This is a genomic window from Alteromonas sp. ABM1_013, assembly GCF_056160505.1.
On the sequence record NZ_JBSWXH010000003.1, the window covers coordinates 704,760 to 729,149 of the forward strand.

Consider the following 24,390-nt stretch of genomic DNA (forward strand, 5'->3'; position numbering starts at 1 on the left):
ATGACAAAGCAAGTGATTAAAACCATTGTAGTGGACGACGAACCTTTAGCGCGCAGAGGCCTTCGTGCTAGGTTGGAACGTCATGATGATGTACAGGTTCTTGCAGAATGTCAGAACGGTCTTGAAGCTGTGAGCAGTATTTCTCAGCATCGTCCAGACTTAGTGTTTTTAGACATTCAAATGCCGGGTTTAAATGGCTTTCAAGTTATTCACAAGCTTCGTGAATTAAAGCAGCCAATACCAATGATTGTTTTCGTAACCGCATACGACAACTATGCGATTAAGGCCTTTGACATACACGCGCTGGACTATCTATTAAAGCCCGCAGACGATGAGCGTCTTGGCGCTGCATTAGACAAGGTACGTGAATACTTCTCAACCCAACATCAAGATGAGCAGTCTCAAAAGTTGGTGAGCCTTGTGGCTGAACTAACCGGTGATGATTGCGAGGAAATTCTACGCAAATTAGCTAGCGGAGAGCCAGTTGAGACGAACCCTTACCCTGATGTTTTAGCAATTAAGGATGGTTCAGAAGTAACCCGTGTAAATGTACAAGACATTCAATGGATTGATGCGGCAGGGGATTATATGTGCGTACACGCACTTGATGGCATGCACATAATGCGTAAAACCATGAAAGAGCTTGAGCAAGAACTAAACCCGCAATTTTTCGTTCGCGTGCACCGTTCCGCCATAGCCAATATTCGCTTTGTTAAAAAGCTAGTGAGCCACATCAGTGGCGAGTACCACTTAATACTTCAAAACGATACAGAGCTTAAGGTAAGCCGCAGTCATCGTGATAAAGTCAAAGCGGCTATGAAAATGTAATCTAGCTTAAGTGGTAAAATCTACAAGGCGTTGTTTAAAAATAGACAACGCCTTTTTTTGTTTGTGCTGTTGAGTAACTATCTATGCAGATTGGTATAAGTTCCTTGCTGTTTAGTTACGGCCCTAAACGTCAATTTAGTTACCGCTGTATCGCTCATTCATAAGCGTACGCATAGCGTCAACACGGGCCTGGTTTAGAGGTTTGGTATTTTCCCACGTTTTATGAAGGGGGACAGTAACAGGGCGTTGATTTACTTCACCCACCATAATGTTAGTAATGTCGCTACCGACTAGACTTATAGCGAATTCTCCGAGCGTCGTTGCGAGCAACCTGTCTTGGGCAACAGGCGAACCACCACGCTGAACATGGCCTAAGGTTACCGGCCTGACGTCACAAATATCGTGGCTCTGTAATGCCTCAGTAAGGCCAGGTAAGCCATTTGGCCATATGTTTTCAGCAACAACAACGATGAAACTAACTGGCCCTTTTAACGCACGCAGGGCTTTTATTTGGGCAACAAGCTTTTCTATTTCTTTGTCAGCAGATTCAAAATATTCGGGTACAACCACGTAGTCAGCTGCAGAAGAGAGTGCAGCATTCAATGCTAAAAAGCCTGCGTTTCGACCCATGACTTCTATAAGGAATATACGCTCGAATGCATCTGCAGTATCTCGAACTTTATCGATAGAACTCATCGCAGTGTCTATAGCGGTAAAATAGCCGATGGTTGCATCTGTGCCGCTAATGTCGTTATCTATCGTGCCGGGAATTCCTAAAATTTGGCCGTCCCATTCTTTCCCTAATTCCGCTGCACCACGAAACGAGCCATCGCCGCCAATCACAATAAGCGTATCAACTTCTGCCTTCATCAAATTGTTAGCTGCTTTTTTAATTCCTTCTTGGCTCTTAAGCTCTTTGCACCTTGCACTGTGCAAAATGGTACCGCCTTGTTGGATCAAGTTGTGAGTAGTGTCAAGCGATAGGGGAATATACTCTTGTTGCAACAGTCCATTATAACCATGCTTATAGCCAATCAGCGTATGATTAGCTTTCTGGCACGCAATAATAGCAGCACGTATACATGCGTTCATACCTGGTGCGTCGCCACCAGAGGTTAAAATTGCGACACGTTTTGACACATTAAAGTCCTTCTTTGTACCTGCATTACAGTTAAGGTAACGTTAAGGTAACAAGACGTAAAGTGAACATCTGTATTGTGAAGAATTTAAATAACTTAAAATAATAAAGCAGCACAATGTCGTAAGCGCTTCACTATTTACGTCTGCTATTTAATTGAAGTTATAAATAAGCGAATTTGCAGTAAATAACGTAGCTAACAAAAAAGGATGAGTTATGCGTGTACTGGTAGTATTTATTTCTGTTGTGTTTCTTGCTTCATGCAGTTCCAAACTGGCCTACAACAACTTGGATTTGTGGGTTTACTGGTACATGGACGACTATATTGAGCTCAAAGATGCACAAGAAGAAAAATTTGATGACTATCTTCAAAACTGGCTTCGCTGGCACAAAACCTCTGAGCTTAAACGTTACCAGGCTCAACTCACCGATATTAAACGTCAAATTAAAGAAGGGCGCTTAGATTCAGATACTGTCTTTGAGCATCTCGCAAACGCAAGAACGCATTGGGAAAGAGTGCGTGATGAAGTAAGTCCTGAATTGGCAGAAATAGCAAAAACGCTCGATGACGAGCAAGTCGTTACGCTTTTCGCCGCGCTTGAGAAAGATAACAAAGAGGAAGAAGAGGAGCGCAAAGAGTCGCTAGAAAAGTCTGAAGAAGAGCGGTTAGAAGATCGTATTGAGCGCATAGAGGAGACTATAAGTGAACGCATAGGGAAGCTAACTAGCGAACAAAAGCAAATCGTGGCCACGTACTCTACGCAATTCATTTCCACAGGGGGGGAGTGGCTAACCTATCGCAGAGCGATACAAAATGCGGCACGAAAGCTATTTGTAACTCGTAAATTTAACGATAATTTCGAGGCGGAACTGGTTGATCTAATGCAAAACCCAGATCGCTATAAAAGCGATCTTTATAAGCAAAGTAGCGCGCATAATATGACCGTTAGTGCTACGTTGATATCCGAGCTTTTTTCCACCCTAACTGACAAGCAACGAAAGACCCTTATCGAAAATATAGATGACCTGATTGATACTGTAGACAACTTCAGAGACTAAGTTGGTTCTTACAGCATCAATGATAGACCACAGTTAAACCAGCGTATAATCAAAGCTTGGCCCGGAGTTAACGGGCTAATTTTTGTTACCACCGAGCTTATTGCCATCGCTGATCATCTTTCTAGCACGGGCGTCCGATTGCTTAATCATATCGTCTATTAGCGACGTCTCTGGCATATTTTTCCAGTACTTCTTAGGCATCTGATTTAACATCGCACCTGTTTTGATACGTGCAGGATTAAATATACTGGCGTAATAGGTCAGCCAGTATATTTCAATGCGATCATCATCGGGTACAACACTTGAATCGGGATTATCTTCTAGTACTAGGGTTTCGGTATCCCAATGAGCTGCACGATAGGGCGTTAAGATAGACCACCGCATATTCTTAAATCGGGTTTGGAAGAAGTTAAGCTTTATCTCTAAACTGAAATGCTCGGGTTCATACCATGCAACAAAATGCTCTTGCCCCTCTACGTCTATTTCTCTGAACCTCAAGAAGGCACTCATTTTATAAGCATCACGCTTTACCGCTTTCGCCATGGCGAACAGCTGAATAACATCGTCGTCAGTTTTCATTTGTATGAGTTGCTTATTTTCATAAACAACACGCCACAATACCCGGTAACAAAGCGCAAATCGATTTTCATCGTTATGGCACAGAGCGTACTTTAAAAGCATTACCGTAGATTTAGGAATACTAAGGTTGCTTCGCGGCCTTTTTCGCGGCATTTTGCTTTCGTATGGCTCAGCACCACTACCGAACAGATCGCCTTGTACTGAATGAGCGCTCTGCCAAATAATATGTTCAGGGGAGATACGCTCAGCAATGCACTCTCGAGAGGCTTCCCGCCATTCATCAAAGCCAGGTACTGAAGTAATGGTAATGGTCTTCATATAAAGCTACCTTTTAGACTAGGGCTAAACTTAGCTGCATTAACAACCCACTCAAGCGCTAAACAACTCAAACTGTTTAGGCTGTTTAAACTGAAGCTCGAAATTATTACTGTCGAGTAAATGGATATCAGGGAAGTAATCTCCAACACTGATAAAAGGCTTCAACTTTTTAAGAGGTAGCCGCATTTTAGTAAGGTCGATCCAGTTGAGCTTTGTATTACGCCTTATAGATAAAATCTTTTGTACCGTTCGCGCTCCAAGACCGGGGACGCGCAGCAGCATCTGCTTGTCAGCTTTATTTAAATCAATAGGAAATAGGTGACGGTTACGTAATGCCCATGCAAGCTTCGGGTCATAGTCCATATCTAACATGTCGTCTTGTAAGATTTCATCTAAGCCAAAACCATAAAAACGTAAAAGCCAATCCGCTTGATACAGCCGGTGCTCTCGTATCAACGGCGCAGGTTTCAGCGGTAAAACTTCGGAAGCATCAGGGATAGGGGAAAATGCTGAGTAATACACACGTCGAAGTTTCTGATCGCTGTAGAGCTTAACGCTTGTACCTAAAATGGTTTTATCGTTTGACCCATCGGCACCTATAATCATTTGCGTAGACTGCCCACCAGGTGCAAAACGGGGAGGGCGTTTGCCCGAATATGTTTTGTCTACTTTATGCTCTGCGATTTTTTCTCTCAACGTATTCATCGAACCGTGAATATCGCCAAGATCTTTTTCTGGGGCATACTTGTTTAGCGAAGACTGGGTAGGCATTTCTACATTGATACTAAGCCTGTCTGCGTATAGACCTGCTTCTGCTTGTAATTCTGGCGACGCATTCGGGATAGTTTTAAGGTGAATATATCCCTTAAATCCGTGATCAAGACGTAGCGATTTAGCAATACGTACCATGCTTTCCATAGTGATATCGGGCGAACCCACAATTCCAGAGCTTAAAAACAAACCCTCAATGTAATTGCGCTTATAAAAATTTAGAGTTAAATCTACCGTTTCTTTAACCGTGAAACGCGCTCGTTGAACATTGCTTGAAACCCTATTAATGCAATAATGGCAATCATAAATACAGTAGTTTGTCATAAGGATCTTAAGCAGCGAAACACACCTTCCATCAGGTGTGAAGCTGTGGCATATTCCCGAGCCACCAGTAAGCGAACCTATACCGGTCTTTTCGGTTTTCCCAGCTTGTCGTTTACCGGCTGAACCACTGGCGCAAGACGCGTCGTACTTGGCCGCATCGGAAAGAATTTCAAGTTTTTGTATCAGTCTGTCATGCATCGCCGATGTTTACTTCCTTTAACCAATTACATTCAAGCAGCCTAGTATTTTTCACCAAATCATGGATACGGGAATTTTTTTGGCCATAGGCTACGTGGTATTGCGTTATAGCATGTATATATATACAGTACAATTAATCACGGCGAAAGAAGGGTAAGATTTAATATTAGCCTTAGCAGGATATGGCATAGATGCATGGGTTTTTGGGCATGAATTACCAGTGATAATAAAGGTAGGTTTGCTTTTAAAAGAACTAATATGTCACTGGATTTCAAAAGCCAATATACTTAGAAAGTTCATCTCGAATATTTTCGTACTTTTCTTTGTACGGTGCTTTGAGCGTCATGTCATCAATAAGCTTAAATAAACGCTTACATTCGTTTATTAACTTCATTTCTGCCTTATCTTCTTTTATGGCTATCTGAAGAAGGCATTGAAGCAGGTTAAGTGCGACACCTGTATTAACAGGTGCGAAACCCTGAGCAAGCGCAAACGAGGCTTTAGCGCGCTCAAAGTCTTGTTGCTGGTAGTATTGAATGCCTTCACGGTTAAACTGCTGATAACTAGCAAGGCTTTTTTGTGCTTTTTGCGCTTGTGTCTTTAGCATGTAAGAACTATTTTGGTCGAGTTCTTCACCTCTTGAAGAAAGTAGAGAATTCAACTGCAGCGCGTCGTCGAACTCTCCTAGTTTGTACATAACGTTAATGCTATCTGGAATAAACGCTGTAGGTACTTCTGCGTATTTATCATCAAGCTGTATTTGCGATGTATTCAGATGACGCTTTGCATCAATGAGTTTCCCATCAATCGCGCTTATTCTTGCATTTACAATGTTGCCAAAAATTTCTACGTCGAACTCCCTGTCGATTCTATATAGGTGCTCATCGAACTTACCTCTCTGTAACGTAAGTAAAGCTTCTTGCTGATACTTATTACGCTGGCTTTTGTCATCAGCTGACTCAGCAACATCAAGTAGGCTGCGTATCATTGTGCACCAATGTAAGCTTGCTTTGTGCACAGTGCGTTTTGATAGGTTCCAAATTGCTTGGCTAGAGTTGGCTGCTAGCACTAAATCGTTATTTTCCCGACCAATTTCACAAGCCTTAAAATGACGAGGTAATGAAAAGGGCGACAGCTTGATAGCTTCCTTAATTGCATCTAGGGCTTTTTCACCCGCTTCCAAGGCGTGGTGTGCTTGCGCAAGAATATCATGAGCATCAGCATTGAAACGGTTGCGTTTTAACGTTTTCTTGGCAATGGATATCGCTTTTTCATAATCGTTCAACAGCAAGTAGGTTCTACCTATTGCTATTTGTGCCCATAGTACAGGTCTACCTTCGATATACTCTTTTAATACATCTAGAGCTTTTTGAGGTTGAGAGATGCGCCAATAGAGTTCAACTAGCAGTTGTTCGCAGTGTCCTTTGTAGTGCTGGGGGTTTTCTAAAAGAGTCTCAATATGATCTACGGCGCTATTGTATTCACCTTGCTCTATTAAGTTGAACGCTTGCTGAAGAAATTGTCGTTTTTGCCATGCACGAACAATGCGAGACTTTAACTGTACTTGTGAGAAGGGCTTTATTAGAAAATCGTCTGGGCGGCGTTCAATACTGCCAAGCACAACCGGTCGAGCACTATCAGCACTGATAAGAATAAATACTGAGGTGGGGTTAATAAGCCTTCGCGTGCGCAACTCTTCTATGAGTTCATAGCCATTTTTGGTATCAGCGCCCAAGTGTAAGTCACAAATGACAATATCAAATTTATGTTTTTTACAAAGCGATACTGCCTGTTCAGCGGAAGACTTAGTGACAACATCAGACGCACCCATTGAATGCATTAGCCCTTTCAAAAGAAGAAGGAAAGGACGTTGATCCTCAACAATCAATACTTGTTTGTTGCTAAATTGCATTTCGAATCCGTGAATAAACCGGCTATCAGTAACTAGAAGTATATCTAACTTTAGAAAATAAGCTTAAGAAAAACATTATCTTGCCGACAACATACGTATACAACAACAGCATTGTGTACGTATGTCGCCAGATTTAGCCTCAGCAAATGAACAAACAACACTAGACCCCAGTATTTACTGGGAGCGAAGTGGTGTACTTGCTCGAGCGTCATCGCAGGGGGCATTGTTCTCGTTATACCTTGCAATGCAGCAACACAGCGTAGCTGAGCCGTTTGAAATTGAAGCGGCAACCTCAGACGCGGACACCGCGAATAGTATAGAGGCGCAACTTGCGGCGTTAAATCACTACAGGCGACCGTCGTTGTCCGTCAGCGAAAATGAGTGGACAGACATGCAAGTGTACTCAAATTTAATCGCTACTGACTATGAAAGTGCACGCCTTTTTCTTAGTATGAAACCCGCGCCGTTAGCTCAAACCGATGACGCAAAACGCATCCCCGATGACGTTGTAGACAACTGCAGCCTAGCTACCCAGAAACGATTGAAAAAGCAGTATGACAACGCCATAAAAGAAGATAATACGTTACTTTACGATGTTATATCTTCGCAAGGCGACGCCGATGACGGGAAAGATGGGAAAGATAAGCACCAAGCTACAACGGCAGACTTTTCTTCATTTGAAAATATCGCCTAGTTTTTAACGCTCAGTTTTGTTATATTCCGCGCCGCATTTTTGCACTGGTCTTACGCTCCAATCAGCAAAGGTTAAAATATGTCTAAATATATTGTATGCGCAATGTATAAGTTTGTTGCGCTTGAAAACTTTAAAGAAATCCGCCAGCCGCTTCTAGAAGCTATGGAAGCAAATGGTATCAAAGGTACACTTCTTCTTGCCCACGAAGGCATTAATGGCACTGTTTCAGGTACTCGCGAGGGTATCGACGCATTGCTCGCTTATCTGAATAGCGATGAACGTATCAATCCTATCTCTTACAAAGAATCACTTCACGACGAACAGCCGTTCTATCGCACTAAGGTGAAACTTAAAAAAGAAATAGTGACTATGGGCGTTGAAGGTATCGACCCTCGCCAAACCGTAGGCACTTACGTTAAGCCTAAAGACTGGAATGCACTAATAAGCGACCCAGATGTGACGGTAATCGACACCCGAAACGGTTATGAAATAGAAATTGGTACTTTCAAGAACGCCATCGACCCTAAAACCGATACGTTTCGTGAATTCCCAGAATACGTAGAAAAAGAACTCGACCCGTCAAAAAATAAAAAAGTGGCCATGTTCTGTACCGGCGGCATTCGCTGTGAAAAGTCGACAGCCTATTTGAAAGAGCAGGGGTTTGAAGAGGTTTACCACTTAGAAGGCGGCATTTTACAGTATCTTGAAGATGTACCAAAAGAAGAGTCTATGTGGGAAGGCGATTGTTTTGTATTCGATAATCGCGTTGCAGTAAACCACGACCTTGAAAAGAGTCATTACGAACAGTGCTACGCGTGTCGACTTCCTATTACCGCAGAAGACAAACAGAGCGATAAATATGAGCCTGGCGTAAGCTGCCCTCATTGCTACGGCACACATACTGACGAACAAATTGCTCGCTTTAGAGAACGCGAAAAGCAGGTTCAGCTAGCGAAAGAGCGTCAGCAGGAACACGTAGGTACTGAAGCGCGTTTGACCATGGAACAAAAGCGTAAGGAAAAAGCAGAAGCTCAACGTTTACGCGCACTTAAAGCAAAAGAAAATCAGGCGTAGACAGTCAGAAAGAAGGGCGTTACACTCGTGTTTATTGCAGTTGAAATAAGGAATGCGAGTGGACACTCAACTTTCAGAATCTAAAATTGAAGAAATTAGAAAGGACTTCAGCTTTTTCGATCGTGATGGCAATGGCCAAATCGATTTACCTGAGTTCATCGAGCTTCTAACCGTAATTTCACCAAAGACTAAAGCTAGCCACGTACAGGAAGGCTTTAAGCTTATCGATAGTAACGACGATGGTTACATCGACTTTGAAGAGTTTTTGGAGTGGTGGCAAGAAGGGTGGTGGGAGTACTAAGTTTACTTAGTAAGACCTATCGTTTTTTGACGCTTTTCAATACGCTTTCCAAAGCGTGTGGGGAAACGTCTAGACCACGCTAAAAATACAAGTTAACGAGTGCTTTTAAGCACTCGTTTTTTATTTGTGTGATCTGTTGATGGTAATTCAGTTTCGACTCGCGAGAGAATTACCTAAATTGCGATGTCCTGTTTTAAATAATAGCAGTTCATACTTTGCTTTTTGTCGAGACCATTGGTTGTATTCGAATAAAATTATAACACTAACAGTAAAGTACAAAACAAAGTCCATTATTAGTGCTTTTCGTTCCTTTAAACAATTATTCGGGCTGAGTAAAAGGGGGCGTTTACTCCCCCTTTGTTGGTTTTAGTTAGAAGGAGGTTACGGTGTTATAGTTCACCACTCGTATTCCTTCAGTTTTAGGAAAAACTTCTTCTTGAAATGTATCAATCTCAGGATCGTCATATACGCTGAGCATGTAGTAAGCAAACTCATAGTTTGCGTTCAAATCGATACCATTAATGGAAGGCAGAGTGAAGACATTTTGTTCTTGTGTCGGGCCTGGCGCGTGCACAGTATGTAGTACATATGTGAAAGGCGATGTGCTTCGATCTAAGTAAGAGACTGTTGCTTCCAGCGTATTCGGTTTTAAGTCGCTTGTAACACTATAAGCTATTTCGCTATCTTCAAATACCATCTCCGGTGAACTTTGCACCGAAAGACCAAAGTCTATAAATGAGATATCGTAATACGCGGCATCCTGGTCGATGTTGAATGCTAGTGCGCCCATATTAAAATTGCTACGCTGTGTATCCGCTAGCGCGGCAAGCACTAATGGCCATTCAAAAGCCTCTGCTTTTGATAAACTAAAAGAATTGGTGGTGTGAGCTCCTGGAGCGGTTGTGAACCTCTCTAGCACGATACCACTAGTTCCTTCCGTTGAAGAACGCCCGCTTGTTATAAAAAAGGCAGGCGTGGCTGTGTTAACAGTTATCATAGGAGCTTCTGTAAGCACAATTTCCGCAGCGCCACCATCTGGAATATCTGAAATGCTGATTGCGCCTGCAAGCGAGTGCTCATTAAGTCGAACACCATAGGAAAGTCGAGAGTTGTAGGCTACTGCAAGATTCTCAGCATGGCAAACTGTAACGATACCCTGAAGATCTCCTTCAGCGTTACGATCGAAGTGTGTTTGATTAGCCACTTGTGAAGGGGGATATGGTGTATCGGTACTCACCTCTATGTAAGCATCATTATCGAAGTTTACATCACCGGTGTTTAAAAATAGCATAATATCTTTACACTGCTCATCTTCTTCCGGCTTGTACAAACTGGTAAAAGGAGCATAGGTGCCACCGGGTGCCTCAATGTAAGACTCATAGAAAGTCTGGTACTGTTGGTCTTGCCAGTAAACGGTGAAGTTAACTGTACCGTTACCCCGGTTGGGGATGATGACGTCTCCATCTGCTGGATCGAATTCGATTTCAACTGGCTCGCTGCCTTCCTCCCATGTCCATATATTCATAGGCGTATCACAGTGACTGTAGGAATAGTTCTCGCAGTTTGTTTTGATGACAATATTTGAAGGCATGTTTTCTTCTGAGTAAGTCTCGGTTGTAAATGTGCCCATCATGTCACCAAATTTGTAAGCAAACACCGCTGATTCAGCGTAGTTATCTGGTGCGTTGTAGCGCACCATGAAGGTGTCGCCGTTTTCAATGTAAACTGGATTGGAGGTCCACTCCCCGTCATTTATCTGCAAATCAGCGTTAGTTACATCAGACAGGATTTCGGTCTCAACTCCTGAGACGGTAAAAGGACCGAGGATAACCACTTCACCTAGCGTATGTTTATTTTTATCTTCGATAGCAATGCTGTCTGGTAAAATATCTGCGTCGTCATTTTGCTGTGCTACATATATAGTAAATGTACGTACCATATTACCGATTGTGAACGTTACATCCCGAGAAGGATTAACAGCCTGCCCATTTACGATATCTACATAGATGTCAGGTGACATAACGCGAAAGGTGAGTTTATCTCCATTTTCAACTGTTCCGGGTTCCGATGTCCATTCTTCATCGTTCACCTTATACTCACCACCCTCAATAGTGATTTCTACAGGTGCACTAATATCCGAGACTGTAAAAACAGGTGTGTCGATCATTTCACCCAGTACAGCGTTGTAGATATCAGCAACAGTAATATCGGCAGGTGAAGTATCAGTCTGTTCAATCGGAAGTACAGGTGGTTCTTGTGTATCTGAGCCGCCAGAGCCGCAACCCATAAGTACGGCAGATATTGCCGTGAAGATGATTTTGTTTTTCACTTAGCTTCCTTGTTTTACTTCTAGTTTTATCCCTACGGGATGGGCCTATCCCATCCCGAGAGTAAGCGCGCAACAATATACGGAGTATGAGTACGAAAAGGAAGCATTATTACCACAAATGTTAGTTGTCTATTCTGCAGTCAAGATTTGATAACTATACTACAAAGTAAAGGCTACCAGTTTGCGCTGTACTCTATACTAGCTTTTGCTGCCTCGAGTTCTAGTGGTGCTTGGTCGTAGCCGTACTCAGCCATGTCAAAGAAGTGTTGGGTAACAACGTCATCCAGATTGGCTCTTTTGATCCGTAACACGTGTACTGTACCAATAGGGGACAATCTATACGCTTTAACTAGGTCTAGTGTTATACGTAAATGTTTTTTATAATCTTAGGTAGACTTGATTATCGAATAAAACAAACAACGGCTTACCGCTAGTATTACACAACGGTAATAGAACTTAGCCAGCAAGAGTTACCCAAAGGGCATTGTGCTCTTATCGTATACAAGGATAGTAAGAAGAAGTATGTCAGCGTCGTCTTCGAAATCTTCATCACCAGCTTCTCCGCCGGTTTCAATGGTTACCTTTACTCCTATTGCCTTAACCCGTAAATTTAGCGCGCTAACGACTTCGCTCACTAGCAAAGTTGAGGCTGCTATGCATCACCAAGATTGGGTACTGAATCAAGAAAGTAAACTTGATATGGGTTATATTTCTACCGATTCCGATTTACTTAGTCCCATGTTTACGCCGCTCGTAAAGTTGAAGTTAAATCATAAGAGCCCTGCTTTCGAACAGCCCTTCTTGGGGTTGGAAAAAGTAGGTTTACAGCTTATAGAATTAAACTTACGGCTTTATCAAACGGGTGTTGCGACCCTACAAGCGAACTTTGCACCTCAGGCAGAGGGTCAGCTTTCTTTATGCTGGCAAAAGATAAAAAACCGAGATATTGAGCAAGCGCTATCGGTCATTTTACAATCTGCAGGACAGGTGGTTATCAACCTATTAAACACTACTTTAGATAGCTTAAAGAAGCAGTGTAGGCTGCTTACCTCTGAACTTACTGATTGTGATTCTGTACTATGGACGGGGCGGTGCTACATCACCCGAGTGCCCGAGTCTGATGTAGAAGCATCGGATACGTTTTCAATAATTCATGAGTGTCCTCCAAATTCTTACGAGAATAATGATGCTTACTTTCGCTCGGGAAACTGTTTATTTTTAAGCAACGATATGTCGCTTTCTTTAGACAATCGACGGATTCTGTTTTTGCTACAACATTACAATGCTTTGCTTTATTCTTATCAACAATCAATGAGTGATGCGTATCATCAGCTACAATTACTTAAAGCGTTATCTTCTAGCAAACGACGAAAGGCTCTTGAAAAATTAATTCGGCGTATGGTTTCCATAAAAAACCTTTCTTATGTTCGATTAGAATTTTCTGATTCACTTCGTGGTCTACAGGGCGGAAGAAAACCCTTAGCGCAAGAGCTAATATGCGCATGGGAAATTAACGAAATAGAAGAGAGCTTGCTCGATAGAGCTACCTACATTAATAATGCCATTACTAGCTACGAGAACCAGCTAAATCGTGCTATTAACAAATCGATTGAAATTATCCTCATGCTTATTGGCGGTATTTCTCTCGTAGATATTACTAATAACTTTGTATCTGCTGCGCAATCAGTAAAGCACGATACTACTTGGGGTATCTATGATATTTTTTCACTCATGTCGTCTGAAAATACAGTGAACCTTGCCTTGATAGCTGTTTTATTGTTAGCACTACTCTTTGCGAAGAACAAATGAATATACGTACCAAATTTACTGTTATATTAACGCCGGGTTCTCATGCTTATAACACGGTAAAAACGGCGCTAAGCGAATATTTATCGACTTATTACGGCGGATGTACATTTCTAGATAGTGAGGGAGCGTGGAGAGAAGACGCTAGTGATTTTAAGTCAAAGTACGAGGCAAAATTAATTACAGAGAACTCGTTATGTGTTTGGTGCTCTGTAATGCCTGATAAAACAGAATATTTCGTCGATGAGCTCTGCGAGTTTCTTAGTGGTTTAAAACAGTTACATAAGGCTGAATTTAGCTTCGTACATATCGAAAGCCAAACCGTGAATGCACACCATAAGCTAATCGACTAATCAATCACAATATAAATAATATGAGCTCTAGCTCACCGCTCCTCACAGTTTCAAGATGAATAGCGGTAGAGAGTGAATGTTTTTTACTCGTCGTCGTCCTGCTGAGTATTTCTTGGTTTGCGTTTAACAGGAACCATTCCGATATCTTCACCCAACATGGTATCAACGCGCTTTTTCGCGTTTCTTTTAACTGGTTTAGCCACACGCTTTTTACCATTTTGCGCATTAGCTTTTTTCGACACTTTTTTCTTTGGCTTGAAACCCTTGAACGAGGCTGCGAATTCGTCGTGCGGTGAGCACTCTAAAGCATATTGAAGGTGATTCTTAAGCCCTTCAAAACTGTTCCAGTCGCGCGGGCCAATTAACGAGAAAGCTTCGCCTTTTTGCCCAGCACGGCCAGTACGGCCGATACGGTGAATATACTCATCGGCGTTTTTCGGTAGGTCGAAGTTAACTACCAAGCCAACTTTTGACAGGTCCAGACCACGGGAGGCGAGGTCGGTGGTAACCAAAATACTGTGCTGCCCACGAGCAAATGCACTCATTACTGCTGCGCGTTGGCTTTGTAGCATATCACCACGAAGAGCAATAGCTTCTAAATTCTCTTCGTTAAGCAATGCTGCAATTCTATCGGTATCTTCACGGGTAGCAGTAAATACGATAGCTTGGTTGTAGGTACGATTGGCCAGCTCAAACTGTAAGATTTGATCTTTGTTATCAACGTTGTCTGCAAAGAAGCACTTCTGCTCAATGTCGCCATGCTCTGCCGTTGAGTCTCCAACAGCAACGCGAACAGCACCTTGGGTCAACTGCGTTGTCATATGCTTAAGCTCAATATTATCGAGCGTGGCAGAAAACAGCATAGTTTGACGTTTTCTGTGATCAGCATAGTCGTTGATCATTTTAAGCTGAGCAGAGAAGCCTAAATCCAACATGCGGTCGGCTTCATCAAAAATTAGTAGTTCTAATCCGTTTAGGTACACGCTTTTGTCTAAAAGGTGATCGGCAACACGACCTGCTGTACCCACGATGATATGAGGATTGCGTCGAAGCGCTTTAACTTGGTCGTTGTAGTTTTCGCCGCCCACAATAAGTGAACACGTAAGGTTTAAGCCCGTGCACATTGACTTGGCTTCAATGAAAACTTGTTTAGCGAGTTCACGTGTAGGAGCAAGAATAAGTGCACGTGGGTCTTGTCTGCTTAACGCTTTTTGCGACATTAGCCGGTTTAAAGCAGGTACTAAAAAGGCGAAGGTTTTACCTGACCCTGTTTTTGAAGACGCGATAATATCCTTCCCTTGTATTGCAGGAAGCATAGTACGCTCTTGAATTTCGGTTAGCGTCGAAATGTTTTTCGTTTCGAGCTTTGAAATAATTTTATGATGGACAGGTAAATCAGTAACTAGCAAGAAAGGTGAGCCTTTTTAAAAATAACGTTCATGCGCATTATCCCTTAATGCAAAGTGTATTAAAAGGCTTATTGCGCCTCACGCTATAAACTCGGGTGTGTGGCACTGATAACGAACAAATAACACCTGTAATCCTGTAATAAGGGGCAGGATAGTTTTAGAATAAACGAATTGGCGTGTTGCCTTGTGAGTCGCGCTTACCTTGAACACACAATGTGCTACTTGGTAAGCGCGAGCGATTTAGACGTAATTGTATAATGTTGTATGTAAGCGTTTCATGTGTTCTTGTTGAACGTACTAAAACTGCATCTCTGGTACGTTTTCAGGTACTACAAGTTTTCCACCGGTTTTCTCTTTGATTTCGTCTACGCTCACCCCTGGTGCACGTTCTTGAAGAACGAAGGCGCCGTCCTCGACGCTCAGCACTGCTAAGTCAGTAATTATGCGCGTGATACAGTTCACACCGGTTAACGGTAATGTACATTCGCTTAGTAACTTAGGGTTACCGCGTTTATCGGTATGGGTCATGGTAACAATTATGTTTTTCGCGCCCGCAACAAGGTCCATAGCGCCGCCCATGCCTTTGACCAGTTTTCCTGGTATCATCCACGAGGCAATATTGCCCGATACATCAACTTCAAAAGCACCTAGAACAGTAAAATCTACATGTCCGCCACGGATCATGGCAAAGCTTTCAGCACTGTTGAATATCGATGCACCGGTTATAGCTGTCACCGTCTCTTTACCTGCATTTATCATGTCGGCGTCGACTTCACTTTCAGTAGGGTAACGGCCCATACCTAAAAGACCGTTTTCCGACTGCAGCATTACGCTGATATCATCAGGGACATAATTAGCCGCAAGGGTAGGGATACCTATGCCTAAATTCACGTAATCGCCATCTTTGAATTCTTGGGCTACGCGCATTGCAATCTGTTCTCTACTAAGCATTATACGGTCTCCTTACTAACTACACGGCGTTCTATACGTTTCTCAAATGACCCTTTAATAACGCGGTTTACATAAATTCCTGGGGTGTGGATCTCGCTAGGGTTTAGCTCGCCAGGCTCTACAATTTCTTCTGCTTCTACCACAGTGATCTTGCCGGCGGTTGCCGCCATAGGGTTAAAGTTCTGTGCAGTGTGGCGATAAACACAATTACCGTAGGTATCTGCTTTCCAAGCTTTTACAATTGCAAAGTCGCCAGTAATGGCATGCTCAAGAATATAAGGGCGTCCATCAAATTCTTTAACTTCTTTCCCTTCGCCGACCGGCGTGCCATAACCTGTGGCAGTGTAGAAGGCGGGGATTCCTGCGCCCCCGGCTCGCATTTTTTCAGCTAACGTGCCTTGTGGGGTAAGTTCAACTTCTAACTCCCCGTTAAGCAATTGTTTCTCAAACAATGCATTTTCACCGACATAGGAAGACACCATTTTTGATATTTGTTTATCTTCTAACAATAGGCCTAACCCAAAACCGTCCACACCACAATTGTTAGACACTACCGTAAGGCCTGACACTCCCAACGTCTTAATTTGACTAATTAGGCCTTCTGGAATTCCACAAAGGCCGAAGCCTCCAGCAATAACCGTCATCCCGTCTTCAAGCCCTTTCATGGCTTCATCGTACGAGGACACAACTTTGTTAAACCCTGCCATTTCTTATCTCCAACACTATTGTTAAAAATAAGTATCAGCATTGTTGCAAGATATGTAAAATCGAATTAATCTTTTAATTGATAAAAATTATTTATTAATAAGTTGGAGAGGACTGCATTTATGGATGTCTCATACCGTCAAGTAAAGGCATTTGTTGAAGTGGCCAAGTCTTCAACGTTTGCCGAAGCTGCAGTGAACCTGCACTTGACCCAGCCGGCTTTGTCTTCTGCGATAAAAAAAATGGAAGAGCAATTAGGCGGTAAGTTGTTTCAGCGTAATACACGTAACGTAAGCTTGACGCCTGAAGGAGAGGTATTATTTCCAAACGCGCTGCGTTTACTTCATGACTGGGACAACACTTTTTCAGACATGCAAAACCTATTTGCTATGGCTAAAGGCCAACTCACTGTATGTGCTATGCCTTCGTTTGCCGAGTCACACTTACCCAACATATTATCAATGTTTCACCAGCGCATTCCTAACGTAAACCTAAGAATAGTAGACGTTGTTATGGAGCAGGTTATTCACGAAGTAACTACCGGGCGCAGTGAAATAGGCTTTTCTTTCGAGCCAGAACGCAAAGACGGCCTTGTTTTTAACAGCCTTTTTACCGATGAGTTTGTTGTAGTAGGAAATAAAGGGTTATTGTCTAGCTTGGGCAAATCACTTAATTGGAAGGATTGTCTCCAGTTCCCTTTGGTGATGATGAACCGTGGTTCTGCGGTACGTCACTGGACGCAGTCTAAGCTTCAGCAGTTCGGCGAGTTGAATATTATTGCAGAGACAGGGCAACTATCTACCCTTGGAAAACTTATACAAAATGGATTGGGCATATCTATTATGCCTGCTATTTGTAAAGATCAAATGGACGGGCTTGGTCTTGTAACTCTAAGTATTGCTGATGAGCCTTTAGTAAAAAATATAGGAATAATCAAAAACGCAAGAAAGGGCTTGTCGTTACCAGCTCAGTCTTTGTGGGACTTGGCCATTGCGCATTATGCACAAACGACATAACACGCGACGTAATTGATGAGAGTAGGGACTACCATTTCTTTTTAGGAGCAAATAGCTCGTCCAGTTCGTCTCTTTCTTCTTCTTGCTTTTTAGCGCGGTCTTTTTCGTTCACGCTCTTAAGATTGCTTTGAATTTCGTTTAGCCACTCGTTAAGTGTGGAAAGCTTAGATGCAGAGTATTCATCCTGCGGGTTCTGATTTTCCAGCGCCGTTTTGGCTTTTTCAAAATATTGTCTTGCTGAGCCCAACATACTGGTTTGTAGTGCAGCGCGGCCGCGCTTAATAAGCGTCTCTACGTTTACTTTGACCTGCAAACGTTCCAATTGCTTATCTTCATCCATGAATACTTTTGAATCAATTTGCCCTTTACTATGTTCAGAGCGAAGCACAATGCGCAGTTTTTTAACCGCTTGAATGTACTGAATTATCATTTTATCGTTATCAGGCAACGAAAACTCTGAAATGCCAGTCGACTTATCTGACAGCGCCGCTGCGGTAGCTTGCTCGCTACTCGCTATGCGTTGTTTTAATTCTGCAGTACTTGATAATTCATTCATGGCTTTAAGCGCATTAAGAATTCGATTGTGAAGAATACCCATGATTCGTGAAGAAACCGGCATATTTACACTTGCAGCGATAATGTTCTCGGTTTCATCAACAATAGTGCGCTGTTTGGCTAACTCGGTGCGACGCTCGGCATCTTGTTTTTGACGATGTTGTTGAATTGCATTAATGAAAATAGCTGCGATTAGCAAAACAACAATTAAAATAATAATAATCACGTACATGCGTGTGTTTCCGTCTGTTTTTACATCTTATAACGTCTGTTTTGTATCAACCACGAGCGTTACTTTTTGAATTATCTATTGTTATCGGACAATCTTACGGTATTTTTACTTCAAATACACTCCCGCCTAGGATTCCACCGTTATAAAGGGTAATCGTTCCTATTCTGTCGCCTTGAGAATGCGCGCTTGCAATGAGTTTAGCAAAGAACAGCCCGAGGCCTGTTCTACCTTGGCTTAATTCAAAGTCACATAGCGCGTCGTGGCTTTTAGACAACATTGCTTCGGGGTATCCACTCCCATCATCTTCAACCCTTAAAATCATAAATTCATCTTCATCAATACGGGCTGAAACAAGTATCTTCGATGTGCCATAGCGCATTGCATTTATAATCACATCGTTTAAGAGCAAATAAATTAGCTCACTGTCTAAATACCAACTGAGGTCCTCTTCAGCATCGACAGTAATTTCTATATTTTTCTGAGAGACGTAGAGTGCGTTGGAGCCGACAACATCCTCAACTAAATCTTTGACAAAACTTTCATCAACCGTGATAGGCAGGCTTTCTAATTCTGCTCGATATAAAGAGAGTATCTGAACAAGATTCGTGTTTAGCCTTGATGCTTCATAATGCACGCTTGCTACTTGTTCTCTTGCTTCAGTGTTTTGCGGTGAAAGCGAATCGCTCAATGTTTCAATAGATTGAATTAAAAGAAATAGTGAATTCTTCATATCGTGTACAGCAGCAGCTAATACAGATGAAAAATCGATTGAAGATGTAACTTGTTTACTACTGCTCATTATCTATTAAACGCCGTGCGACTCTTTAACCCTAAACATACTGTAGAAGAGATTAGAAAATGAAGGGCAAATTACGCGTAAATTTGTAAAAAAATGAATTAAATTCAACTTTATAATGCTAATTTTGTAATAGCAACTAGTAAAAAACCGTAGTTTTGGTTATAACGGAGGGAGTAAAGTGTCAGTCGATCCCATAATACGGTGTAAAATATGAAGCTACAGCAACTACGGTATATCGTAGAAGTTCTCAATAATAATTTGAATGTGTCTGCAACGGCAGAAAGTTTGTATACCTCACAGCCAGGTATTAGCAAGCAAGTGCGTATGCTAGAGGACGAATTAGGCGTTCAAATTTTTGGCCGTAGCGGAAAGCACCTTACTCACGTAACCGACGCGGGTAATGATGTAATCAACATTGCTCGCGAGATTCTTGCGAAAGTAGAAAGCATCAAAGCCGTTGCAAGAGAACATACACTTCCCGACCAAGGCAAGCTTAATATCGCTACCACGCACACTCAGGCACGCTATGCGTTACCAGACGTGATCCAAGGTTTTATGACAAAGTACCCCAAGGTGTCGTTACACATGCACCAAGGTACGCCTTCTCAAATTAGCGACCTAGCCGCTAAAGGCGAAGCTGACTTTGCTATCGCCACTGAAGCGCTTCACTTGTACAACGATTTAGTTATGCTGCCGTGTTATCACTGGAATCGCAGCGTAATTGTAAACAAAGATCATCCGCTTTCTAAAAAGGGCACAATAGATATTTCAGACATTGCAAAGTATCCGTTAGTGACTTACGTGTTCGGATTTACAGGACGCTCAGAATTAGACCAGGCTTTTGAAAGAGCAGGGCTGACGCCAAAAATTGTTTTCACTGCCACCGATGCCGACGTAATTAAAACTTATGTGCGCTTGGGTGTAGGTATTGGAGTAATCGCGTCGATGGCCGTTAGCGAAGAGTTAGACGATGACTTGGTTAAAATAGACGCAAGCCACTTGTTTGATTACAGCACGACAAAGATTGGTTTTAGAAAAGGGTCATTCCTTAGAAGTTACATGTACGACTTCATTGAGCGATTTGCGCCTCACCTTACTAAAGACAAAGTCGAAAAAGCGATGATGCTTAAAAATAATGAAGAAGTTGAAAAAATGTTCAAAGGCGTGACGTTACCAGTTAAGTAACGTTGTGAAAAACCAAGACGAATGAAAAAAGGGGCTGTCGCCCCTTTTTCGTTTTTTAATCTTTGTTCATAGTAGGCTTACGATTAACACTCGATGATATTTACCGCGAGACCGCCTCGCGCTGTTTCTTTGTATTTTGTCTTCATATCGTTACCCGTATCACGCATCGTTTTAATGACTTTATCTAGTGACACTTTTTGCTCACCTGTACCTCGCAGTGCAAGGCGAGAAGCATTTATTGCTTTTATTGCACCCATGGCGTTACGCTCAATACATGGAACTTGCACCAGGCCACCTACGGGATCACAGGTTAATCCAAGGTTGTGTTCCATGCCGATTTCTGCAGCATTTTCTACGGATGCCGCTGTTCCGCCCATTATCTCGGCAAGGGCGCCTGCAGCCATTGAGCATGCAACACCCACTTCTCCTTGGCAACCTACTTCAGCGCCAGAGATAGATGCGTTCTCTTTGTAAAGTATGCCAATGGCTCCAGCGGTAAGAAGAAAGCGGCTTGCTACTTCTTCATCAACAGGTCGAATAAATTTATCTACGTATTGAAGTACGGCGGGGATAATACCTGCGGCACCGTTTGTAGGCGCGGTTACAACACGCCCTCCCGCAGCATTTTCTTCGTTTACTGCCAAAGCAAAAAGGTTCACCCAATCCATAGTTTGCATAGGATCGTTCGTATGCTCGGTTTGAAGGCGACGATAAAGTCCAGGTGCGCGACGTACCACCTTTAGGCCTCCAGGCAGTATTCCTTCGCTCTCAATACCGCGTTGAATACAAGCTTTCATTACTAACCAAATATGATGTAACTGTTGCTTTACTTCATGTTTCGGTCTAAAAGTCGTTTCGTTACGCAGCATTAAAGAGCTAATACTTAAACCGTTGTTCTTACACAGCGCAAGTAATTCTTCAGCGGTTTTAAAAGGGAAGGGCACCGAAGCTTGAAGGCTGGCGGCATGCGCTTTAGTTGCGTCAAAATCTTCGTCTTTGATAATAAAGCCGCCACCTATGCTGTAATAGGTTTGCTCTTTAACCAGCTCTCCTTTTGAGTAAGCGTAAAACGTCAGTGCATTAGCATGTTTGGGCAGTGTCTTACGGCGATGAAATACAATCGCATTTTTATTCGGGAAGTGGACCTGCTTCTGGCCATTGAGACAAAGTAGTTCGGAATTACGAATATCCTCGAGTTTGCTGTCAATAGTGTCTACATCCACTACGTCGGGAATTTCGCCTAACAAACCTAGGATGACAGCTTTCCCGGTACCGTGTCCGATGCCAGTTTGACCTAGTGACCCAAATAGCTCAACTTTTACGCTATCAACTGAATCGAAAAGCGCAGTATCTTGTGCAAGTTCAGAAACGAACTCGGCACCTGCTTTCATCGGTCCTACTGTGTGCGAACTTGATGGGCCAATACCCACACTGAACATATCGAATACACTGATCATAAACATTCATAAATTAAAACTAAGTAATATTAAGATCATGCATGCGCTACGCAAAAAGCTCAATACAGAAATGCTAATAGAGAGATTAGTTTTGCTAATAGACTGTAAAGTTTAATTTATAGCGCCTTTGACAAGACTGTCTTGTTGTCCTTAGTGGTTTTCGCTATCACGGATGTATATGGTGCGAAAGGTTTCGTAGCATAGCAGCTGTTGCGCCCCAAATCATACGGTGCTGCCAAGGAATAAAGTATATAGGAAAAGTTTTGTTATTTCGGTGAGTATTATGGACTAGGTGGTTCTTTCTATCTAGCACATGAGCAAGCGGGACTTCGAAAGCGCTCTCTACTTCATTCTTATCGATAACAGGTGTGAAGTCAGGGTTTACAAAGCCTACAACTGGGGCTATTTCGTAGCCACTGATTGTTCTATATTTTGGCAGCATGCCAATAACATCTACGTGAGTAGACGGAAGGCCAACTTCTTCTTCTGCTTCGCGAAGCGCAGCGGCAAAAAAAGAATTGTCGGTTTCATCCACCGCTCCACCCGGAAAGCTGATTTGGCCGGGGTGATGTTTCAGATGATGCGCACGTTCAGTTAACAGAAGCTGTAGAGAGTTGCCATAGTCTATCAAAGGTATTAACACCGCCGCGGGTCGTCCTGTTTTCTTTAAAGGAAAGTCAGGCTCAGTGTGAGTCAGCCTTAAGTGATGAAATTGTGATAGAAATTCGCTTTTCTTCATAGATACTAATTTTTTATAAGTCACAATCCAACGCAAGTTACAAACCAGGGCAGGTCAAAAGCCAGATATTAAGCTTGCCGTTAGAGCCTTGCCGTTAGAGCGTATAAAACTGTTCTGTTACTGATTCATCATTGCTAGCACGGGCAGTATTTTTGATACCTTATCAAGTGTTTCCTGATATTCTTCACTTGGTACAGAATCTAGCACGATACCACCGCCTGCCCAGCAATGTAATCTATTATTCTCAGCTAACACCGTGCGTATACAGATACTTGAATCCATATCTTCTCGGTACCCCATATAAAACACGCTGCCACAATATATATGGCGACGATGGGGTTCTAGTTCATCAATCACTTCCATAGCGCGTATCTTTGGTGCGCCAGTAATTGAACCACCAGGGAAGGCAGACGCTAAAAGCGCCAAAGGCGACGACGCATCGTTTAGTTCGCCAGTTACAGTACTGACTAAATGATGTACCGCTTCATAACTTTCAAGTGCAAAGAGTGCGGGTACTTTTACTGAGTGGGGCTTGCAGTGTTTTGAAACATCGTTACGAAGCAGGTCCACAATCATAAGGTTTTCGGCACGATCCTTTTCGGCGTTAAGCAAACTCTGTGCACTGGCTTTATCTTTTTCAATATCGTCAAAGCGAGGGCGAGTGCCCTTAATGGGCTTAGTTTCTACAACCTTGTTTTTCACACGTAAAAAACGTTCAGGTGAAATAGACGCTATACAGCCTTGTGGAAGGTTGTAATAGGCAGAAAAGGGCGCTTGATTCTGATTACGTAACTCGCAATATGCCTGCCACATGCTTCCTTCAAACTCCGCACTAAATCGCTGTGCCATATTTACCTGATAGCAGTCGCCTGCACGAAGATAAGCGTTAATTTTACCTAAACATGTTTCGTAGGCGTCTTTCGATAGATTAGATTTAAAGGGCGATGTGAGCTTAAAATCCTTAGATGTTGCTACTTGCTTTAACGACTTAAATACTTGCGACAAAGGACGATTATCTGCGCTGCAAAAATAGATATAGCCCGTTTGGGTGTCTTCAATAAGTGAATACAGATACAAGCCAACAGTGAAATCAGGTGTACTGTAGTCGCTTTGAGCCATACTGGGTAATGTTTCATAGAATCGACCGGTATCATATCCAGCCATTCCTGCTACACCAACAATGAAAGGTAAGTGGGTAGTGTCAAAAGTAGCCTTTACTTCGATAGATTCGACTCTGGCATGCAAATGCGCTTGAACCGCTTCGAAAGGCCGCATGTTAAGACGCTGGCGTGAAGAAGTGTGTAAATCGATTAGTTCTGTTTGTTCACCTTTCGCCTCAATAACAGCGGTAGGTGAAAAGGCCATTATATTAAATCGGCCATCGCTCTTAGAAGAACCTGAAGTATCGAATAGAATAGCGTAGGGCTGTGCAGATATTTGTTCAAATAATCTATTGAAAACTGCAGTGTTATTGCAGTCTAGCGCAAATTCGTTGGCTAACTCCTGTTGAGTAAAACGGGTGACATGAACATTGATAGTATCTGCGTGTGGCATAGGTTTTTCTGTACTTCTTTTCATCTAGGCCGTCGAGTGCTTAAAAGCAGAAAAGAACGACCGCCAATTTGTAACTGACACTTGCGAACAAGTGTTTTTATTGT

Annotated in this window: 23 protein-coding genes; 9 read left to right on the forward strand and 14 right to left on the reverse strand. The window is 42.6% G+C overall.

Annotated features, from left to right (window positions below; genetic code table 11):
* Positions 1 to 828 (forward strand): LytR/AlgR family response regulator transcription factor, encoded by an 828-nt coding sequence (locus ACXAGK_RS11405; RefSeq protein ID WP_179983431.1) that lies wholly within the window; start codon positions 1 to 3, stop codon positions 826 to 828.
* A 135-nt stretch (positions 829 to 963) separates the two neighbouring features.
* Here ACXAGK_RS11405 and ACXAGK_RS11410 read toward each other — a convergent pair whose 3' ends face one another.
* The gene (locus ACXAGK_RS11410; protein ID WP_474856328.1) at positions 964 to 1,968 is read right to left on the reverse strand and encodes an ATP-dependent 6-phosphofructokinase; all 1,005 of its coding nucleotides are present in this window, start codon (positions 1,966 to 1,968) and stop codon (positions 964 to 966) included.
* 214 nt (positions 1,969 to 2,182) lie between these two features.
* Between ACXAGK_RS11410 and ACXAGK_RS11415 the strand changes: the two genes are divergently transcribed.
* On the forward strand, positions 2,183 to 3,025 hold the full coding sequence (locus tag ACXAGK_RS11415; RefSeq protein WP_474856329.1) for a DUF6279 family lipoprotein: 843 nt from the start codon (positions 2,183 to 2,185) through the stop codon (positions 3,023 to 3,025).
* A gap of 75 nt (positions 3,026 to 3,100) precedes the next feature.
* On the opposite strand, the gene ACXAGK_RS11420 is transcribed toward ACXAGK_RS11415, so the two are convergent.
* The 3 genes from ACXAGK_RS11420 to ACXAGK_RS11430 all read right to left on the reverse strand — a co-directional run bounded on the left by ACXAGK_RS11420 (position 3,101) and on the right by ACXAGK_RS11430 (position 7,127).
* The gene (locus ACXAGK_RS11420; RefSeq protein WP_474856330.1) at positions 3,101 to 3,922 is read right to left on the reverse strand and encodes a TIGR03915 family putative DNA repair protein; all 822 of its coding nucleotides are present in this window, start codon (positions 3,920 to 3,922) and stop codon (positions 3,101 to 3,103) included.
* A gap of 51 nt (positions 3,923 to 3,973) precedes the next feature.
* On the reverse strand, positions 3,974 to 5,215 hold the full coding sequence (locus tag ACXAGK_RS11425; protein WP_474856331.1) for a putative DNA modification/repair radical SAM protein: 1,242 nt from the start codon (positions 5,213 to 5,215) through the stop codon (positions 3,974 to 3,976).
* Positions 5,216 to 5,486: 271 nt separating this feature from the next.
* The gene (locus ACXAGK_RS11430) at positions 5,487 to 7,127 is read right to left on the reverse strand and encodes a response regulator (RefSeq protein ID WP_474856332.1); all 1,641 of its coding nucleotides are present in this window, start codon (positions 7,125 to 7,127) and stop codon (positions 5,487 to 5,489) included.
* Positions 7,128 to 7,248: 121 nt separating this feature from the next.
* On the opposite strand from ACXAGK_RS11430, the gene ACXAGK_RS11435 reads away from it, so the two are divergent.
* From ACXAGK_RS11435 to ACXAGK_RS11445, 3 genes are all read left to right on the forward strand, one after another.
* Complete coding sequence (locus ACXAGK_RS11435; RefSeq protein WP_474856333.1) at positions 7,249 to 7,821, forward strand: VC2046/SO_2500 family protein; 573 nt, start codon at positions 7,249 to 7,251, stop codon at positions 7,819 to 7,821.
* A gap of 78 nt (positions 7,822 to 7,899) precedes the next feature.
* A complete protein-coding gene (gene trhO, locus ACXAGK_RS11440) occupies positions 7,900 to 8,895 on the forward strand; it encodes an oxygen-dependent tRNA uridine(34) hydroxylase TrhO (protein WP_474856334.1) in 996 nt (331 codons plus the stop codon).
* Positions 8,896 to 8,947: 52 nt separating this feature from the next.
* Positions 8,948 to 9,196 carry an EF-hand domain-containing protein gene (locus ACXAGK_RS11445; RefSeq protein ID WP_474856335.1) on the forward strand — a complete coding sequence of 83 codons (249 nt, stop codon included), beginning with the start codon at positions 8,948 to 8,950 and terminating at the stop codon, positions 9,194 to 9,196.
* Between the two features lie 370 nt (positions 9,197 to 9,566).
* Here ACXAGK_RS11445 and ACXAGK_RS11450 read toward each other — a convergent pair whose 3' ends face one another.
* On the reverse strand, positions 9,567 to 11,525 hold the full coding sequence (locus ACXAGK_RS11450; RefSeq protein WP_474856336.1) for a hypothetical protein: 1,959 nt from the start codon (positions 11,523 to 11,525) through the stop codon (positions 9,567 to 9,569).
* A gap of 173 nt (positions 11,526 to 11,698) precedes the next feature.
* Positions 11,699 to 11,836 (reverse strand): hypothetical protein, encoded by a 138-nt coding sequence (locus tag ACXAGK_RS11455; RefSeq protein ID WP_474856337.1) that lies wholly within the window; start codon positions 11,834 to 11,836, stop codon positions 11,699 to 11,701.
* A 211-nt stretch (positions 11,837 to 12,047) separates the two neighbouring features.
* Here ACXAGK_RS11455 and ACXAGK_RS11460 point away from each other — a divergent pair, with 211 nt between their 5' ends.
* Positions 12,048 to 13,334 (forward strand): hypothetical protein, encoded by a 1,287-nt coding sequence (locus ACXAGK_RS11460; RefSeq protein ID WP_474856338.1) that lies wholly within the window; start codon positions 12,048 to 12,050, stop codon positions 13,332 to 13,334.
* Complete coding sequence (locus ACXAGK_RS11465; RefSeq protein WP_474856339.1) at positions 13,331 to 13,684, forward strand: hypothetical protein; 354 nt, start codon at positions 13,331 to 13,333, stop codon at positions 13,682 to 13,684. The genes ACXAGK_RS11460 and ACXAGK_RS11465 overlap by 4 nt, the downstream gene beginning before the upstream one ends.
* Before the next feature lie 83 nt (positions 13,685 to 13,767).
* Here ACXAGK_RS11465 and ACXAGK_RS11470 read toward each other — a convergent pair whose 3' ends face one another.
* From ACXAGK_RS11470 to ACXAGK_RS11480, 3 genes are all read right to left on the reverse strand, one after another.
* Complete coding sequence (locus ACXAGK_RS11470; RefSeq protein ID WP_474856340.1) at positions 13,768 to 15,093, reverse strand: DEAD/DEAH box helicase; 1,326 nt, start codon at positions 15,091 to 15,093, stop codon at positions 13,768 to 13,770.
* A gap of 297 nt (positions 15,094 to 15,390) precedes the next feature.
* Complete coding sequence (locus tag ACXAGK_RS11475) at positions 15,391 to 16,044, reverse strand: CoA transferase subunit B (RefSeq protein ID WP_474856341.1); 654 nt, start codon at positions 16,042 to 16,044, stop codon at positions 15,391 to 15,393.
* A complete protein-coding gene (locus ACXAGK_RS11480; RefSeq protein ID WP_474806766.1) occupies positions 16,044 to 16,751 on the reverse strand; it encodes a CoA transferase subunit A in 708 nt (235 codons plus the stop codon). Before ACXAGK_RS11480 ends, ACXAGK_RS11475 begins: the two co-directional genes overlap by 1 nt.
* A gap of 120 nt (positions 16,752 to 16,871) precedes the next feature.
* Here ACXAGK_RS11480 and ACXAGK_RS11485 point away from each other — a divergent pair, with 120 nt between their 5' ends.
* On the forward strand, positions 16,872 to 17,765 hold the full coding sequence (locus tag ACXAGK_RS11485) for a LysR family transcriptional regulator (RefSeq protein WP_474856342.1): 894 nt from the start codon (positions 16,872 to 16,874) through the stop codon (positions 17,763 to 17,765).
* Between the two features lie 28 nt (positions 17,766 to 17,793).
* Here ACXAGK_RS11485 and ACXAGK_RS11490 read toward each other — a convergent pair whose 3' ends face one another.
* The gene (locus ACXAGK_RS11490; RefSeq protein WP_474856343.1) at positions 17,794 to 18,552 is read right to left on the reverse strand and encodes a hypothetical protein; all 759 of its coding nucleotides are present in this window, start codon (positions 18,550 to 18,552) and stop codon (positions 17,794 to 17,796) included.
* Positions 18,553 to 18,646: 94 nt separating this feature from the next.
* Entirely contained in the window at positions 18,647 to 19,351 is a 705-nt protein-coding gene (locus tag ACXAGK_RS11495) for a sensor histidine kinase (RefSeq protein ID WP_474856344.1), read from the reverse strand.
* 210 nt (positions 19,352 to 19,561) lie between these two features.
* Here ACXAGK_RS11495 and cysB point away from each other — a divergent pair, with 210 nt between their 5' ends.
* Positions 19,562 to 20,536 (forward strand): HTH-type transcriptional regulator CysB, encoded by a 975-nt coding sequence (gene cysB / locus ACXAGK_RS11500; RefSeq protein WP_118494818.1) that lies wholly within the window; start codon positions 19,562 to 19,564, stop codon positions 20,534 to 20,536.
* 83 nt (positions 20,537 to 20,619) lie between these two features.
* Here the strand turns inward: cysB and ACXAGK_RS11505 are convergent, their stop codons facing one another.
* The 3 genes from ACXAGK_RS11505 to pabB all read right to left on the reverse strand — a co-directional run bounded on the left by ACXAGK_RS11505 (position 20,620) and on the right by pabB (position 24,286).
* A complete protein-coding gene (locus ACXAGK_RS11505; RefSeq protein WP_474806757.1) occupies positions 20,620 to 21,993 on the reverse strand; it encodes an L-serine ammonia-lyase in 1,374 nt (457 codons plus the stop codon).
* Positions 21,994 to 22,159: 166 nt separating this feature from the next.
* Positions 22,160 to 22,732, reverse strand: a complete 573-nt coding sequence (locus ACXAGK_RS11510) for a CoA pyrophosphatase (protein WP_179983451.1) — start codon at positions 22,730 to 22,732, stop codon at positions 22,160 to 22,162.
* Positions 22,733 to 22,849: 117 nt separating this feature from the next.
* Positions 22,850 to 24,286, reverse strand: a complete 1,437-nt coding sequence (gene pabB / locus ACXAGK_RS11515; RefSeq protein WP_474856405.1) for an aminodeoxychorismate synthase component I — start codon at positions 24,284 to 24,286, stop codon at positions 22,850 to 22,852.
* Positions 24,287 to 24,390: the final 104 nt, after the last annotated feature.

What these genes read in the sequence shown, in the direction of transcription:
- ACXAGK_RS11405 (WP_179983431.1), top strand. Translation starts at nt 1, where the DNA reads ATGACAAAGCAAGTGATTAAAACCATTGTAGTGGACGACGAACCTTTA.
- ACXAGK_RS11415 (WP_474856329.1), top strand. Translation starts at nt 2,183, where the DNA reads ATGCGTGTACTGGTAGTATTTATTTCTGTTGTGTTTCTTGCTTCATGC.
- ACXAGK_RS11420 (WP_474856330.1), bottom strand. Translation starts at nt 3,922, where the DNA reads ATGAAGACCATTACCATTACTTCAGTACCTGGCTTTGATGAATGGCGG.
- ACXAGK_RS11425 (WP_474856331.1), bottom strand. Translation starts at nt 5,215, where the DNA reads ATGCATGACAGACTGATACAAAAACTTGAAATTCTTTCCGATGCGGCC.
- ACXAGK_RS11430 (WP_474856332.1), bottom strand. Translation starts at nt 7,127, where the DNA reads ATGCAATTTAGCAACAAACAAGTATTGATTGTTGAGGATCAACGTCCT.
- ACXAGK_RS11435 (WP_474856333.1), top strand. Translation starts at nt 7,249, where the DNA reads ATGTCGCCAGATTTAGCCTCAGCAAATGAACAAACAACACTAGACCCC.
- trhO (WP_474856334.1), top strand. Translation starts at nt 7,900, where the DNA reads ATGTCTAAATATATTGTATGCGCAATGTATAAGTTTGTTGCGCTTGAA.
- ACXAGK_RS11445 (WP_474856335.1), top strand. Translation starts at nt 8,948, where the DNA reads ATGCGAGTGGACACTCAACTTTCAGAATCTAAAATTGAAGAAATTAGA.
- ACXAGK_RS11460 (WP_474856338.1), top strand. Translation starts at nt 12,048, where the DNA reads ATGTCAGCGTCGTCTTCGAAATCTTCATCACCAGCTTCTCCGCCGGTT.
- ACXAGK_RS11465 (WP_474856339.1), top strand. Translation starts at nt 13,331, where the DNA reads ATGAATATACGTACCAAATTTACTGTTATATTAACGCCGGGTTCTCAT.
- ACXAGK_RS11475 (WP_474856341.1), bottom strand. Translation starts at nt 16,044, where the DNA reads ATGCTTAGTAGAGAACAGATTGCAATGCGCGTAGCCCAAGAATTCAAA.
- ACXAGK_RS11480 (WP_474806766.1), bottom strand. Translation starts at nt 16,751, where the DNA reads ATGGCAGGGTTTAACAAAGTTGTGTCCTCGTACGATGAAGCCATGAAA.
- ACXAGK_RS11485 (WP_474856342.1), top strand. Translation starts at nt 16,872, where the DNA reads ATGGATGTCTCATACCGTCAAGTAAAGGCATTTGTTGAAGTGGCCAAG.
- ACXAGK_RS11490 (WP_474856343.1), bottom strand. Translation starts at nt 18,552, where the DNA reads ATGTACGTGATTATTATTATTTTAATTGTTGTTTTGCTAATCGCAGCT.
- ACXAGK_RS11495 (WP_474856344.1), bottom strand. Translation starts at nt 19,351, where the DNA reads ATGAGCAGTAGTAAACAAGTTACATCTTCAATCGATTTTTCATCTGTA.
- cysB (WP_118494818.1), top strand. Translation starts at nt 19,562, where the DNA reads ATGAAGCTACAGCAACTACGGTATATCGTAGAAGTTCTCAATAATAAT.
- ACXAGK_RS11505 (WP_474806757.1), bottom strand. Translation starts at nt 21,993, where the DNA reads ATGATCAGTGTATTCGATATGTTCAGTGTGGGTATTGGCCCATCAAGT.
- ACXAGK_RS11510 (WP_179983451.1), bottom strand. Translation starts at nt 22,732, where the DNA reads ATGAAGAAAAGCGAATTTCTATCACAATTTCATCACTTAAGGCTGACT.
- pabB (WP_474856405.1), bottom strand. Translation starts at nt 24,286, where the DNA reads ATGCCACACGCAGATACTATCAATGTTCATGTCACCCGTTTTACTCAA.